Below are 17,024 nucleotides of genomic sequence, written 5' to 3'. Positions count from 1 at the left end.
CTCCGGTACTGGGGTCACGGTGTTCGGCGAGCCGGGACGGTTCACGGCGTTCATCCCGCCGAGGTGCTGCGGCGCAGCCGGGTGTTGATGAACGCCAACATCTCGTCGTCCGAGGCCGCTTCGAGTTCCTCTGCGACGCTGTGCCCGGCGGGTGTCGCGCCGCCGGTGTTCGTGCCGGTGCCGCCGTTCCAGGTGGCGAGCAGGGTTTGGAGCCGCTTGGTGATGCCGGCTCGATCCGTCTCACCGACGGTGGCCGACGCCAGGCCGGTGGCCAGGCGGTCGAGTTCGGCGTGGACGAAATCGGCGCCCGCCATGCCGTCCTCCAGGAGTTCGGCGAGCAGCAGGTCGACGAGGGCGAGCGGGGTCGGGTAGTCGAACACGAGCGTGGCCGGCAGGTTCAGGCCGGTGAGCCGGTTCAGCCGGTTGCGCAGGTCGACGGCGGTGATGGATTCGAAGCCGAGTTCGCTGAAGGCGCGTTCGGCCCGGATCTCCTCGACGCAGTCGTGCCCCAGCGCGGCGGCCGTGTGCGCGCGGACCAGCTCCAGCAGGCGGTGCGCGCGGTCCGCCGGAGACAACTCGACGAGTTGGCGCCGGAGTTCGTCGGCCTGGTCGGCGGCGGCGCGGGTCTGCTCGTCGAGTGCGGCGAGGGCGGTGCGGGCCTCGGGGACGGTGTCGATCAGTCGGCTGGGACGCAGGCCGGTGAAGGCGCCGGTGAAGACCGGCCAGTCGACGTCGGCGACGGTCACGCAGGTATCGTCGTGGTCGAGGGCCTGCTGGAGTGCGGTCAGGGCGAGTTCGGGGTCGAGCAGGCGCAGGCCGCCGAGGTCGATCCGGCGGATGGCGCGGGTCGCTTCGGGGTCGCCGGCCGGGTACGCGTCGGCTGACAGGTCCCAGACCGGCCAGGCCACGGACAGGGCGTGTCGGCCCTGTGCGCGGTGCCGCTGGGCCAGGGCGTCCAGGTGCGCGTTGGCGGCCGCGTAGGCACCGTGTTCGCCGCTGCCCCAGGAGGCGGCGACCGAGGAGAAGTAGACGACGGTGCGCAGTTCGTCCGGGTCGAGCAGCTCGTCCAGGAGTTGGGCGCTGTACGCCTTGTCGGCCAGCACGTCGGCGAGCGCGGCCGGGTCGGTGTCGAGCAGCGGGGCCAGGCCCGGGTCTCCTGCGGTGTGCATCAGGTCGGTGATCCGGTGGCCCGCCGCGGTGAGCCGCGCCAGGAGGGCGGTCACCTCCTGGCGGTCGGACATGTCGCATTCGGCGGTGGTGAATCGGGGGCTCGCGCTGCCCGCCTCCGCGTCGAGGCGGGCGGCGGCTTCGGGATCGATCCGACCGGCCAGGACGAGGTGTTCGGCGCCGCGCTCGGCCAGCCGGTGGGCGAGCCGGATCTCCAACGGCCCGGTGCCGCCGGTGATCAGGACGGTGCCGGACGGCCGCCAGTCCCGGACGGCGTCGCCGGCGGGCAGTGGAGCCCGGACCAGCCGGCGGACGGAGGTCCCGGCCGCGCGGAGGGCGAGCTGGTCCTCGTGCGCGGCGTTGACCAGTGCTTGGCGCAGCCGGTCGGCGCCGGCCGCGTCGAGGTGTTCCGGTAGGTCGATCAGGCCGCCCCAGCGGTCCGGCAGTTCGAGTGCGGCCACCCGCCCCAGGCCCCAGATCCGGGCCTGTTGCGGGTCCCGGGGCGCCGGTTCGCCGTCGACGGCGACGGCACCGCGCGTGAGGCACCACAGCCGGGTGTCGGCGGTGAGGTCCGCGGCGGCCTGGGCCAGGAGCAGGGTGCCGACGAGGCCGGCCGGGGCCGCCCCGGTATGCGGGTGCGCGGTGCCGTCGAGGCCGAGGAAGGACAGGATCCCGATCGGTCCGGGGCCCTGGGGTCGGGCCTCCTCCAGGCTGCGGACCAGTTCGGCCCGGGTGCCGCGGGCCGGGTCGACAATGAGGGTAGTGACGGTCGGGCCGCGGTCGGCCAGGGCCGCGATCAGGGCCGTGGTTTCCTCGTCCGCCGCCAGGACCGCCGGTACGACTGCCAGCCAGGCGGTGGGGGCGGCGGGGTCGCCGGGCAGGTCGAGGGCGGGCTGCCAGCCGGCGCGGTAGCGCCAACCGTCCGCCGTCCGCTGCTCGCGGGCCCGGCGCCGCCAGGAGTGCAGGGCGGGCAGTACCGCCTGCCAGGGCTGCCGGTCGGGGGCGTCGAGCAGGTCGGCGAGGGCCTGCGGGTCCTGGGTTTCGACCAGTTCCCAGAACCGGGTCTCGGTCGGGTCGCCGGTCGCGGCGCCGTACGCGGCGGCCGTGCCGTCGGCCGCGTCGAGCCAGTAGCGCCGCCGGTGGAAGGGATAGGTCGGCAGGTCGACGACGCCGGGGCGCCGGCCGGCGAAAACGGTGCTCCACCGCGGCGCAACGCCCCGCACGGCCGCCTCGCCCACCGAGAGCAGGAAGCGTTCGAGGCCGCCGTTGTGGCGGCGCAGACTGCCGATCACCGCGTGCTCGGCGCCGAGGGCTGCCGCGTTCTCCTCGATCGGGTTGACCAGGGTGGGATGCGGGCCCACTTCGATGAACGTGTCGTAGCCCTGCTCCAGCAGGCCGCGGACGGTCTGCTCGAACCGGACGGTGCGGCGCAGGTTGGTGTACCAGTACTCGGCGTCCAGTTCTGCCGGGTCCAGCGGGCCGCCGGTCACCGTCGAGTGGAAAGGCACCCGGCCGGTCACGGGGGTGATCTCCGCGAGGTCGGTGCGCAGTCGGTCGCGGATCTCGTCGACGTGCGCGGAGTGGGAGGCATAGCTCACCGGGAGGATCCGCGCGCGTCCAGCCTCGGCGGCCATGGTCCGTACCGCCGCGGGCTCTCCGGAAACAACGACCTGGCCGGGGCTGTTGACCGCGGCGAGGGACAGTCCGCCGCCGAGCGCCGCGATCCGCTCGGTCGCCTCGGCTTCCGACATGGTGACGGACGCCATCAGGCCGCGGTCGGACAGGTCGAGCAGTGCCCGGCTGCGCAGCGCGACAATCTTCGCGCCGTCCTGGAGGGTCAACGCGCCGGCGACGCAGGCCGCCGCGATCTCGCCCTGCGAGTGGCCGACGACGGCGGCGGGTCGGACGCCGTACGCGCGCCAGAGTTCGGCGAGGGAGACCATCACGGCCCACAGGGCGGGCTGCACCACGTCCACCCGGGCCAGGCCGGCGCCCTCGGGGTCGCGCAGCACGTCGGTCAGCGACCAGTCGACGTATGGGGCCAGGGCCGCCGCGCAACGCTCGATGTGCTCGGCGAACAGCCGTTCCTCGTCCAGGAGTTCGGCGGCCATGCCGGCCCACTGCGAGCCCTGGCCGGGGAAGACGAATACGGCGCGTTCGCGGGCGGGGCCGGTTCCTTCGGCGACGCCCGTGCGTGCCTCGCCTGCGGCCAGGCCGTCCAGTGCGCGCAACAGGCCGTCCCGATCCCGGGCCACGGCAACCGCGCGGTGGGCGAGCCGGGTTCGGGTGGTGGCCAGCGAGAAGGAGACGTCGGCCAAGTCGAGTTCGGGGTGCTGCCCGAGGTGGTTGCGGAGCCGGTCGGCGACGGTGCGCAGGTCGCTTGCGGTGCGGGCGGACAGCGGGTACGGCAGCGGGGCGGTGGCCGGGGCCTCGTCCCCGGGGGTGTCCGGGTCCGTCGGGGCGGTGGCGTCCGGGTACGTGGGCTCGGGGGCGTCCGGGAACGTCGGTTCGGGGGGCGCCTGTTCCACGATCACGTGCGCGTTGGTGCCGCTTATTCCGAACGAGGAGACGCCGGCCCGGCGCGGCCGGTCGGTGTCCGGCCAGGGCGTCTGCTCCGTCAGCAGCTCGACCCCACCGGCCGACCAGTCGATGTGCGGTGACGGCGCGTCCACGTGCAGCGTCTTGGGGAGCACGCCGTGCCGCAGCGCCATGACCGTCTTCATCAGTCCCGCCATGCCGGCCGCGGCCGCCGCGTGCCCGAGGTTGGACTTCACCGAGCCGAGCCGCAACGGCCGGTCGGCGGGCCGGTCCCGCCCGTAGGTGGCGATCAGCGCGTGCGCCTCGATGGGGTCGCCCAATGTGGTGCCGGTGCCGTGCGCCTCCACCGCGTCCACCTGATCGGGTGTCAGCTCGGAGTCGGCCAAAGCGAGTCGGATCACCCGCTGCTGCGACGGTCCGTTCGGCGCGCTCAGACCGTTGCTGGCGCCGTCCTGGTTGACGGCGCTGCCGCGGACCAGCGCCCACACCCGGTGCCCGTTCCGGCGGGCGTCCGAGAGCCGTTCGAGCAGCAATACGCCGGTGCCTTCGGACCAGCCGGTGCCGTCGGCCGCCGCCGCGAACGACTTGCAACGGCCGTCCCCGGCCAGCCCACGCTGGCGGCTGAACTCGACGAAGCCCGTCGGGACCGCCATCACGGCGACGCCCCCGGCGAGGGCCGCCTCGCATTCGCCGCGCCGCAGCGCCTGGACGGCCAGATGCAGCGCCACCAGCGAGGACGAACACGCGGTGTCCACGGTCACCGCCGGGCCCTCGAGGCCGTAGGTGTAGGCCAGTCGACCGGACAGCACGCTGCCCGCGCTGCCGGTGAGCGCGTAGCCCTCCGCGCCGTCCGTTCCGCGCGCGCCCATCCCGTAGCCGGAGGGTGAGCCGCCGACGAAGACGCCGGTGGAGGTGCCCCTGAGCGCTGTCGGGTCGAGCCCGGCGCGTTCGAACGCCTCCCAGGAGGTCTCCAGGAGCAGCCGCTGTTGCGGGTCCATCGCCAGCGCCTCGCGCGGCGAGATCCCGAAGAAGCCGGGGTCGAACTCGGCGGCACCGGGTAGGAATCCGCCGTGTCGGGTGTACGAGGTGCCGGGACGGTCCGGGTCCGGGTGGTAGAGGCCGTCGAGGTCCCAGCCCCGGTCGGCCGGGAAGGGGCCGATCGCGTCGGCGCCGTCGGCGACCAGCCGCCACAGGTCCTCGGGGGAGGCGACACCGCCGGGAAACCGGCAGGCCATTCCGACGATCGCGATCGGCTCGTGCGGCGCGGCCCGGGCGGCGGCCGGGACCGACGAGCCGATGAACCGTTGTTCACCGGCCAGTTCGTCGCACAGGTGCGCGGCCAGCGCGGCCGATGTCGGGTGGTCGAAGACGGTGGTGACGGCCAGCGGGAAGCCGATCAGGACGCTGAGCCGGTCGCGCAGTTCGACCGCGGTGAGCGAGTCGAAGCCGAGGTCGCGGAACGCGCGGTCGACGTCGACCGTCCGCGCCGAGGCGTGCCCGAGTACCTGCGCGACCTGGGCGCGTACCGCGTCGAGCGCGAGAGCGGGCCGGTCGGCGGGCGGGGCCGCGGCGAGACGGCGGCCGAGTTCGGAGTCCGTCGAGGTCTCGTGCCTGCCGCCCTCCGGAATTTCGGTGGCCGGGGCGAGGTCACTCAGCAGCGGGCTGGGTCGCAGCGCGGTGAAGGCGGCGGCGAACCGTTGCCAGTCCATGTCCACGACGGCCACCGTCGCCTCCGGGCCGCCGGCCGCGCGGGCGAGCGCGGCCAGGCCGTCGGCCGGGTCGAGCGGGCGCAGGCCGCGCCGAGCCAGCCGTTGCACGTCGCGCTCCGCGCCGACCATGCCGTCGTCGGCCCAAGGACCCCACGCGATCGAGGTCGCGGCCAGGCCGCGGCCGCGGCGCTGCTCGGCCAGCGCGTCCAGGGCGGCGTTCGCCGCGGCGTAGGCGCCCTGGACGCCGCCGCCCCAGACGCCGGCGACCGAGGAGAACAGCACGAAGGCGTCCAACGGCCGTTCGCCCAGCACCGCGTCGAGATTCGCGGCACCTACCGCCTTGCCCGCGAGGATGTCCGCGCAGCTCTGCGGGTCGGTGTCGAGGACGGCGCAGTCCTGAGCGAGCCCCGCGGTGTGCACGACGGCCCGGATCGGATCGCCGTCGGCTTCCGCCTCGGCGACGAGCCGGGCCAGTGCGGCCCGGTCGGCGAGGTCGCAGGACACCACGATGGCCCGCGCGCCGAGATCGGCGAGGTCGGCCGTCAGCCGGTCCACGCCGGGGGTGTCCGCGCCCCGCCTGCCGACCAACACCAGTTCGTCCGCGCCACGTTCCGCGGCCCACCGGGCCACCCGGGCGCCGAGGCCGGTGGTCCCTCCGGTGATCAGGATCCGACCGGCGGGCTGCCAGTCGGCGCAACGGCCCGCCGGCCGCGCGGCGGACAGCCGCCGTACCCGCACCCCGGCGGCGCGTACGGCGACCTGGTCCTCGGCGCCGTCGGCGATCATCGCCGCCGTCCGGGACCAGGCCGGCGCGTCGGGCGCGTCGGGCAGGTCGATCAGACCGCCCCACAGGGCGGGGTGCTCCAGCGCGACGGTACGGCCCAGGCCCCAGATCTGGGCCTGTTCGACATACCGCAGCGGATCCGAGGGGCCGGTGGTCACCGCACCCTGGGTCAGGCTCCACACCCTGGCCGCCGAACCCAGGTCACACAGCGCCTGGACGAGGGCGAGGGTGCCGGCCAGGCCGGTGCTCAGCCCGGGGGTGTCGGGGTCGGGGGCCGTTTCGCGGCCGAGGAGCGAGACGACACCGGTAACGTCGGCGTGATTCCGGAGCAGTACGGCCAGCGCCTCGCGGTTCAGCGCGCCGGGCTCGACGGTGACGTGCTCGACGTGCGCGCCGCGCTCTTCGAGCGCGCGCCCACACGCCGTGGTGAACGTGGTGTCGCCCGCGCGCGACGAGATCAGCATCCAGGCGCCGGACAGCCTGGCAGTCGGCGGTTCGGCGACCGGCCGCCACCGCACCGTGTACCGCCGGCCGGCCTCGGGGTCGATCCCGGCGGTCTCTCGGGCGGCAGCGGTGCGTACGGCGGGGTGCTCGGTCGCGAGCCAGTAGTGCCGCCGCTGGAAGGCGAAGGTCGGCAACTCCACGCGGCGGCCGCCGCGCCCGGCCAGGATGCCGGACCAGTCGACCCGGATTCCCGCCGTGTGGAGGGTGGCCAGCGCGGTGATCGATGTCGCCGTGTCCGCGTGGTCCCGGCGCAGGAACGTCACGACGGTCGGGCCCGCCTGCGGATCGGTGTTCTCCCGTGCCATCGCGCCGGCCACAGCGTCGGGGCCGATCTCCGCGAAGGCGGTGGTGCCTTGGGCGGAGAGCGAGCCGATCCCGTCGGCGAAGCGGACCGGTTCGCGAACCTGGCGCACCCAGTAGCCGGGGTCGGTCAGTTCCTCGGCCTCGGCGATTCGGCCGGTGAGGTTGGCGACCACCGGGATCCGCGGGGCCGCGTACGAAACGCCTTCGAGAACCCTGCGGAACTCCGCGAGCATCGGCTCCATGCGCGCCGAGTGGAAGGCGTGCCCCACCCGCAGCCGCCTGGTCCTGCGGCCCTGCTCCGCGAACTGCGCGGCGACCGCCAGAACGGCTTCCTCGTCGCCCGAAATCACCACGGACGTCGGTCCGTTGATCGCGGCCACACCGACCGTGTCGGAGCCTTCCAGGGCGGTACGAACCTCGGCCTCGGCGGCCTGCACCGCGACCATCGCACCACCCGCCGGGAGCGCCTGCATCAACCGGCCCCGCGCGGCCACCACCACGGCCGCGTCCTCCAACGACCACACCCCCGCCACATGCGCGGCGACGAGTTCGCCGATCGAATGCCCCAACAGGAAGTCCGGCCGCACACCGAACGATTCCACCAACCGAAACAGCGCCACCTCCACGGCGAACAACGCCGCCTGCGTGAACACCGTCTCGTCCAACAAACCCTCGGCACCCTCCGCACCGAACACCACATCCCGCACCGAATACGCGACATGCCCCACCAACCGACGATCCAACTCGACAACAGCGGCATCGAACGCCTCCGCGAACACCGGGAAGCGATCGTGCAGCTCACGCCCCATCCCGACCCGCTGACTCCCCTGCCCACTGAACAACAACGCCAGCCGACCGTCGGCGCGCACGCTGCCCTGCCGAACTCCCGGACCGGGAGCGCCCTCGGCCAAAGAGGCGAGTCCGGCGAGGAGTTCCGCGCGGTCCGCGCCGAGGACGGCGCCGCGGACGTCCAGCGCCGAGCGGGTCGCGGCGAGCGAGTAGGCGAGGTCGAGCGGGGTGAGGTCGGGGTGCGCCCGGATGTGGTCCAGCAGACGGCGGGCCTGCGCGCGCAGTCCGGGTTCGGAGCGGGCGGAGACGAGCCAGGGTAGGAGGCCGGGCGCCGCTTCGGACACCGCCGCTTCGACCCCACCCGCGGACCCGCCGCCGCCTTCGGCTCGGGGCGCCTCCTCGGCGGGCGCGGCCTGCTCGATCACGACATGCGCGTTCGTACCGCTGATCCCGAAGGAGGAGACGGCCGCACGGCGCGGCCGGCCGGTCTCCGGCCACAAACGGGCCTCGGTCAGCAACTCGACCGCGCCCGCCGTCCAGTCCACGTGCGGCGTCGGCGCATCGACGTGCAACGTCCTGGGCAGGATGCCGTGCCGCATCGCCATCACCATCTTGATCAGCCCCGCCACACCCGAAGCGGCGGCCGAATGGCCCAGGTTGGACTTGAGCGCACCGAGCCACAGCGGCAGCGCCGGGTCGCGGTCCCGGCCGTACGTGGCCAACAGCGCCTGCGCCTCGATCGGGTCGCCGAGCGCGGTGCCGGTGCCGTGCGCCTCCACCGCGTCCACCTGATCCGCCGTCAGCCGGGCGTTCTCCAGCGCCTGACGGATCACCCGCTGCTGCGAAGGGCCACTGGGGGCGGTCAGCCCACTGCTGGTCCCGTCCTGGTTGACCGCGCTGCCACGCAGCACGGCGAGCACCTGGTGGCCGTTGCGCCGCGCGTCGACCAGCCGCTCGACCAGCACCACGCTCACGCCCTCGGACCAGCCGGTGCCGTCGGCCGCGGCGGCGAACGCCTTGCAGCGCCCGTCGACCGCGAGGCCGCGCTGCCGGCTGAACTCGACGAACAGGGCCGGGTCCGACATCACCGTCACCCCGCCGACCAGCGCGAAGGAGCACTCCTCCTGTCGCAGGGCCTGCGCGGCCAGGTGCAGCGCGACCAGCGAGGACGAGCACGCCGTGTCCACGGTTATCGCAGGCCCCTCGAACCCATAGGTGTAGGAGAGCCGGCCGGACAGCACGCCGGCGACGTTCCCGGTCATCGAGTAGCCTTCGACGGCCGGTGGCAGGTCGCTCAGGTTCTCGATGTAGCGGGTCGCGCCGGCCCCGACGAAGACACCGGTACGGCTGCCCCTGAGCGTGGCCGGATCGATCCCCGCCCGCTCGAACGCCTCCCACGACGTCTCCAGGAGCAGGCGCTGCTGCGGGTCCATCGCGAGCGCCTCGCGCGGCGAGATACCGAAAAACTCCGCGTCGAAGTCGGCCGCGTCGTGGACGAAACCGGCCTGGCGCACATAGCTCTTGCCGGTCGCGTTCGGGTCCGGGTCGTAGAGCCCCTCGACATCCCACCCCCGGTCGGTCGGGAAGTCGGAGATCACGTCGGCCTCGGCCGCCACCAGCCGCCACAGATCCTCGGGCGAGCGAACTCCTCCGGGAAAACGGCAGGACATGGCCACGATGGCGATCGGCTGCCGGCCGCGCGCCTCGACGGCGGCCAGCCGCCGCCTGGTCTGCTGGAGCTCCTCGGCCGCGCGCTTGAGGTAGTCGCGGAGTTTCTGCTCCGTGTCGGTGTCGTTCATCGTCCACGCTTTCCAGAGGGCGGAGGGGTCCGGATCGGTCGGCGGCCGACGGGTGCGGCCGGCCGCAGGGTCAGTCGAGCCCCAACTCCTTGTCGAGCAGGGTGAACATCTCGTCGTCGGTCGCGGCGTTCAAGCCGCCCGGCCGGTCGTCGCCGGCGGCGGGTGCCGCCTCGTCCGGTACTTCCTCGAACCGCCACAGCAGCGTCTGGAGCCGGCGCAGCACCGCGGCCCGGTCCTCGCCCGGGCCCGGGAGCGAGGCGGCGAGCGCCGCTTCGAGCCGGTCGATCTCGCCGACCAGCGGTGCCACCGGGTCCACTTCCCGCACCAGGCCCAGCCCGTCCTTGAGGTGCCGGGCCAGTGCCTGTGGGGTCGGGCAGTCGAAGATCACCGTGGCGGGCAGTCCCAGCCCGGTGGCGGTGCCGAGCCGGTTGCGCAGTTCGACTGCGGTGAGCGAGTCGAAGCCGGACTCCAGGAAGCCGCGCTCGGACGAGATCGCCTCCATCGAGGCGTGCCCGAGCACCGCGGCGCAGTGGCCGCGGACGAGGTCGACCAGGATGCGCTCCTGCTCCGCCTCGGACCGGCCCCCCAACTGCCGGGCGAGCGTCGACGACTCCGCGGGTCCGGCGGACGCAGCGGCCCGACGCAGCGGCGCGCGCACCAGGCCGTGCAGAGGCGCGGGCAGGTCACCGGACTCGGCCGCCTTCCGCAGCGCACCGAGGTCGAATCGAACCGCGGCCGGATTCGCCTCGGCGACGTTCAGGGCCGCGTCGAGCAGCCCGAGGCCCTGTTCGGCCGTCATCGCGGCGATGCCGGAGCGGTGCATCCTGGCGAGGTCCTGCCGGCCGAGTTGCCCGGTCATGCCACTCGTGGCCGCCCACAGCCCCCACGCCACGGAGGTGCCGGGGAGGTCGGCGGCCTGCCTGCGGACGGCCAGCGCGTCCAGGAAGGCGTTCGCCGCTGCGTAGTTGGCCTGCCCGGGGCCACCCAGCATGCCGGCGATCGAGGAGAAGAGAACGAAGGCGGAGAGGTCGTGCTCGGCGGTGAGTTCGTGCAGGTTGACCGCGCCGTCGACCTTGGATCGCAGGACCCGCTCCAGACGCTCCGGGGTCATCGACTCGATCAGGCCGTCGTCCAGGACACCGGTGGCATGGACAACCGCCGTGAGCGGCGCGCCGACGGGGATCCGCGCCAGGACCGCGGCGAGGGCTTCCCGATCGGCCGCGTCGCACGCCTCGACCGCGACTTCGGCGCCGAGGTCGATCAACTCCGCCACCAGCGCGTCCGCCTCGGGGGCGTCGGGGCCGCGCCGGCTCGCCAGTACGAGGTTGCGCACGCCGTGTCGGGTGACCAGATGGCGGGCCACCAGGCCCCCCAGGGTGCCCGTGCCGCCGGTGATCAGGACGGTCCCACCCGGATCGAGCGGCACCGGCATCCGCAGCACGAGCTTCCCGGTGTGCCGGGCCTGCGACATGAACCGGAACGCCTCCGGCGCCCGCCGCACATCCCACGACCGCACCGGAACCGGCGCCAGCACGCCTGATCCGAACAGCGGCATCAACTGGGCGAAGAGCGCCCGGATGTGCTCCGGGGCGACCGTCATCAGGTCGTACGGGCGGTACGTGGTGCCCGGGTGGGCGGTGTGCACCGCGTCCGGGTCACGGATGTCGGTCTTGCCCATCTCCAACAACCGGCCACCATCGGCCAGGAGCCGCAGCGAGGCGTCCACGAACTCACCCGCGAGAGAGTTCAACACCACATCCACACCACGCCCACCGGTGGCCGTACGGATGTGCTCCTCGAAGTCGAGCGTGCGGGAATCGGCGATGTGCGCGTCGTCCACACCGAGCGACCGCAACGTCTCCCACTTGCCCTCACTCGCCGTCGCGAACACCTCGGCACCCAGATGACGCGCGATCTGCACCGCCGCCATCCCCACCCCACCCGCACCGGCATGAACCAACACCGACTCACCGGCCCGCAGACCACCCAACTCCACCAAGCCGTAATACGCCGTCAGGAACACCACCGGCACCGACGCCGCCCGCTCGAACGACCACTCGTCCGGCAACTTCGTCACCATCCGGTGGTCGGCGACGGCGTGCGGCCCGAACGCGTCCGGGAAGAGCCCGAACACCGAGTCACCGACCGCGAGTTCGGAGACCGCAGCGCCCACCTCGGTGACCACACCGGCACCTTCGCCGCCCATCGACGCGGCACCCGGATACACACCCAACGCGATCAACACGTCCCGGAAGTTGAGACCGGCCGCCCGGATGGCGATCCGGATCTCGTGCTCGCCGAGCGGCCGTTGTGCGGTGTCGTCGGGGGGAAGAAGGGCCAGGCCCTCCAGGGTGCCGGTGCCCCTGGTGCGCAAGGCCCAGTCGCCGCGCGGCGGGACCAGGGCGCCGCCATCGCGGCCGGTCGGGCCGGAGCGGACCAGTCGGGGTACCAGCGCCTGTCCGTCGCGGAGCGCCGACTGCGGTTCGCCGCTGCGCACGGCGGCTCGGAGCAGCATCGCGGACTCGGGACTGTCGTCCGTGTCCACCAGCATCAACCTGCCGGGGTGCTCGCTCTGGGCCGAACGCACCAACCCCCACACGGAGGCATGCGCGAGATCCGGCACCGTGTCGCCGGCCGCCGCAGCCACCGCGCCATGCGTCACCACGACCAGCGGTTCCGGACCGCCCTCACCCGCGAGCAACTGCTGAACCCCCGCCAGTACAGCGGCGGTTGTCGCCGACACCGAGTCCGCGAGCCCGTCGCGGTCCGTGGCCGGGGAGGGCACGCAGTCGAGAATGGTCGGCTCGCCGGGGTCGATGGAACCCGCGGGCACCGCGGTCACGTCGACCGGCACCCAGCTCATCCGGTAGAGGGCCCCGCCCGTGTCCTCGCGCACGGCGCCGAGTTGCTCGGGAGAGACGGTACGCAGCGCCAACTGCCCGACGGCGAGCACCGGACGGCCGGCTCCGTCGGCGGCCTGGATGGCGAGCCGCTCGGGGCCGGCGACGGACAGCCGCAGTCGTAGCGCCGAGGCGCCGGTGGCCAATAGGACCACGTCGGTCCAGGCGAACGGCAACCGGACGAGACCGTCCTCGACGCCCGCGCCGGTGAGTTTCGCGGCGTGCAGGGCCGCGTCGAGCAGCGCCGGGTGCAGGCCGAATCGGCTTGCGGAATTAGCGAGTTCGTCGGGGAGCGCGACTTCGGCGTACACCTCGTCGCCGAGGCGCCACGCGGCGCGCAGGCCCCGGAACGCCGGGCCGTAGCCATATCCGCTCTCGGCCAGGTGCGGGTAGAAGCCGTCCAGTTCCACGGGCCGGGCCCCGGCCGGTGGCCACGCGGCGAGGTCGAAGTCGAGGTCCGGGGCGTCGGCGCCCGGATCGGCCGCTGCGGCCAGCGTGCCGGTCGCGTGCCGGGTCCAGACCGCCCCGTCGCCGGGATCGGCGTTGGCGTCGTCCTCCGGCCGGGAGTACAGCTCGACACTGCGGCTACCGTCGCCCTGCACGCCGCCGATCGCGACCTGCACCTGTACGCCTGCCCGTTCGGGCAGCACGAGCGGTGCCTCCAGGGTCAGTTCGGCGACCCGGGCGCAGCCGACGGTGTCGGCGGCGTGCACGGCCAGTTCGGCGAGTGCCGAGCCGGGCAGCAGGACGGTGCCGGCGACCGCGTGATCCGCGAGCCAGGGGTGGGTACACAGCGAGAGCCGCCCGGTGAGCACGACCTGGTCGGTGCCGGCGAGCCGAACCGCCGCGCCGACCAGCGGGTGCCGGCCGGAGGCGAGTCCGAGGTCGGTGGCGTCCGTGTGCGGGGCAGAGGCGCTGTCGAGCCAGTAGCGCCGGCGCTGGAAGGCGTACGTCGGCAGTTCCACGCTCGCGGTCGCCGTTCGCACTCCCGTTTGCCCTCCGGTTCCGGCTCCGGCTTCCGTTCCGGTTCCCACGCCGGCTCCCGTCGCCGTGAAGAGAGCCGACCACCGCACGGGCACGCCCGCCACGTGCACAACGCCCAGCGCGCCGACGGTCGTCTCCACCTCGGGGCGTTCGCGGCGCAGTACCGGTACGGCGGTGACGTCGGTGCCCGCGTCCAGGCAGTCGCGCACCATCGCGGTCAGCACGCCTTCCGGGCCCAGTTCGAGAAAGGCCGTGACGCCCTCGGCGTCGAGTGCCGCCACGCCATCGGCGAATCGCACCGCCTCGCGCACCTGCCGCACCCAATACTCGGGGGTGCGCAGTTCGTCGGGCTCGGCGATCGCGCCGGACAGGTTGGAGACCAGCGGCACGGTGGTCGCACCGAAGGTGACGGTGGCCAAGACCTGCCGGAACTCCGCCAGCATCGGTTCCATCCGCGCCGAGTGGAACGCGTGGCTGACCTGGAGCCGCCGCGTCTTGTGCCCCGCCAACGCGAATCGGGCGGCGGCCCGCGACACCGGCTCCTCGTCGCCGGACAGGACTACCGAGGTCGGGCCGTTGACCGCAGCCACGGTCACGCTCCCGCGCTCGTCGTCCCGTTCCGCGGCGGCCAGGCCGTCCAGCGCCTCCTGTTCGGAGACCGAGACGGCGACCATCGCGCCGCCGGCGGGCAGCGCGTGCATCAGCCGGCCGCGGGCGGCCACCACGACCGCCGCGTCCGGCAGCGACCAGAGGCCCGCGACGTGGGCGGCGGCGAGTTCGCCGATCGAGTGGCCCAGCAGGTAGTCGGGTCGCACCCCGAACGACTCGGCGAGCCGGTAGACGGCGACTTCGAGGGCGAACAGACCCGCCTGGGTGAAGACCGTCTCGTTCAGCAAGCCCTCCGTGCCGTCGGCTCCGAACACGACATCGCGCACCGAGTAGGCCGCATGCCCGGACAGCTGCCGGTCGAGTTCGAACACCACGGTGTCGAACGCCTCGGCGAAGACCGGGAACGCCTCGTACAGCTCGCGGCCCATTCCCATCCGCTGGCTGCCCTGGCCGGTGAACAAGAACGCCACCCGGGAATCGGGGCGGGCCGAACCCACCACCAGGCCGGACGCGGGCCAGTCCTCGGCGAGCGCGTCGAGCCCGGCCAGCAGCTCGTCACGGCCGCGCCCGACGACGACGGCACGCTCCTCGAACACCGCGCGGGATGTCGCCAGGGCGTGCCCGATGTCAGCCGTTCCGAGCGCGTCGTCACCACGCACCAGAGCGGCGAGGCGCAGCGCCTGACCGGCGAGGGCCTCCTTCGTCCGGGCGGACAACAGCCAGGGCAGGACGCGCTCCGGGGCCGTGGGTCCTCCGCGCCCGGCAGCGGGCACCGGTTCGGGTCCCTGCTCCAAAACGACGTGCGCGTTGGTCCCACTGGCACCGAAGGACGACACACCGGCCCGGCGGGGACGGCCCGTATCGGGCCACGCGCGGGCTTCGGTGAGCAGCTCGACCGCACCCGCCGACCAGTCCACGTGCGGGGAAGGCTCATCGACGTGCAGCGTCTGCGGCAACACGCCCGCACGCATCGCCATCACCATCTTGATCACGCCCGCCACGCCGGCGGCGGCTTGCGCGTGACCGATGTTCGACTTCAACGAACCGAGGTAGAGCGGACGTTCGTCGGTACGGTCCTGGCCATACGTGGCGATGATCGCCTGCGCCTCGATCGGGTCACCCAGTGTCGTACCGGTGCCGTGGCCTTCCACCGAGTCCACGTCCTGCCGACCGAGACCCGCATTGGCCAGGGCCTGCTGGATGACGCGTTGTTGGGACGGGCCGTTGGGCGCGGTGAGACCGTTGCTGGCGCCGTCCTGGTTGACCGCGGTTCCGCGCACGACGGCAAGGACGCGATGGCCGTTGCGTACGGCGTCCGACTGCCGCTCCACCAGCAGTACCCCGACACCCTCGGACCAGCCCGTGCCGTCCGCGGCGGCCGAGAACGCCTTGCACCGCCCGTCCGGCGACATTCCGCGCTGACGGCTGAACTCGACGAACAGGCCCGGGTTGGTCATCACGGTGACCCCGCCGACGAGGGCCATCGAGCACTCGCCGCTGCGCAGCGCCTGACCGGCCAGGTGCAGCGCCACCAACGACGACGAGCACGCCGTGTCGACGGTCACCGCCGGGCCCTCGAACCCGAAGGTGTACGCGACCCGGCCCGACACCACGCTCGCCGACGAGCCGGTGCCGAGGTAGCCCTCCACTTCCTCGGGAACGTCGGCGAGACGGGCCGCGTAGTCGTGGTACATGACGCCGGCGAAGACGCCGGTCTGGCTGCCCCTCAACCCGGCCGGGTCGATCCCGGCCCGCTCGAACGCCTCCCACGACGTCTCCAGAAGCAACCGCTGCTGCGGATCCATCGCCAACGCCTCACGCGGCGAGATCCCGAAGAACCCGGCGTCGAACTGCCCTGCGTCGTAGAGGAATCCACCCTCGGAGGCGTAGCTCTTCCCCGATGCCGCGGGGTCGGGGTCGTACAGATTCTCCAGGTCCCAGCCCCGGTCGTCGGGGAACCCGGAGATCGCGTCCCGTCCCGATGCGACGAGGTCCCACAGGTCTTCCGGCGAGGCGACCCCGCCCGGGTAACGGCATGCCATCCCCACGATCACCACGGGATCACCGTCGACCGCCGCCGTAACGGACGACGGGCTCACGACGACAGCGTCGGAACCGAGCAACTCCCCCCGCACAAAGGCGGCGATCGCCGCCGGAGTCGGATGGTCGAAGACCAACGTCGCCGGCAACCGCAGACCCGTCACCGCACTCAACCGGTTCCGCAGATCCACCGCCAACATCGAATCGAACCCCAGATCCTTGAACGCCCGGCCCGCGCCCACCGCCTCCCCCGACTCGTGACCCAACACGGCGGCGACGACTCGGCGCACCAACTCGACCAACTCGCGCTCCTGTTCGACGGGCGGCAGAGCCGCGATCCGGCGGGCGAGAGCGGATGCCTCTTGGTCGTCCCCGCCGACAGGAGCGTCGATGCGGCGCCTGGCCGCGCGGACCAGGCCGCTCAACAGCGGCGGCAACAGCCCGGCGGCGGCCTGGGTGCGCAGCGCGGCGGCGTCGAGGCGGATCGGTACGGTCAGGGCGCCGGTCGACGGCGCGAGTGCGGCATCGAAGAGCGCGAGACCCTGTTCCTCGGTGAGCGGCACGATCCCGGTTCGGGCCAGGCGGGCCGTGTCGCCGTTGTCCAGGTGCCCGGTCATCGCGCTGGCCTTGGCCCAGAAGCCCCAGGCCATCGAGACGGTGGGGAGCCCGGTGGCTCGGCGGACGTGGGCGAGGGCGTCGAGATATGTGTTCGCCGCCGCGTAGTTCGCCTGCCCCGGACCGCCCAGGATGCCCGCGGCGGAGGAGAAGAGGACGAAGGCGGAGAGGTCGAGATCGCGGGTCAATTCGTGCAGGTTCACCGCGCCGTCGACCTTGGCGCGCAGCACACTGTGCAACCGGTCCTCGGTCAACGCCTCGACCAGACCGTCGTCCAGGAGCC

Annotated in this window: 2 protein-coding genes; both read right to left on the bottom strand. The window is 73.4% G+C overall.

All coding sequences use genetic code 11. The annotated features are described in order from the left end of the window. Positions 1-50: 50 nt before the first annotated feature. Positions 51-9,593 (bottom strand): type I polyketide synthase, encoded by a 9,543-nt coding sequence (locus ACIBSV_RS41995; RefSeq protein ID WP_395872761.1) that lies wholly within the window; start codon positions 9,591-9,593, stop codon positions 51-53. A gap of 70 nt (positions 9,594-9,663) precedes the next feature. Further along, positions 9,664-17,024 (bottom strand): SDR family NAD(P)-dependent oxidoreductase (locus ACIBSV_RS41990; protein ID WP_395872760.1); only part of this gene is annotated, 7,361 nt, incomplete at its 5' end.

The sequence above is a fragment of the Embleya sp. NPDC050154 genome (assembly GCF_044460165.1).
Classification (GTDB): Bacteria; Actinomycetota; Actinomycetes; order Streptomycetales; family Streptomycetaceae; genus Embleya.
Note: the sequence above shows the minus strand (reverse complement) of the source record. Positions and strands in the feature narration are given on the sequence as shown.

Coding starts and splice junctions, on each gene's coding strand:
- ACIBSV_RS41995 (WP_395872761.1), bottom strand. CDS start 9,593: ATGAACGACACCGACACGGAGCAGAAACTCCGCGACTACCTCAAGCGC.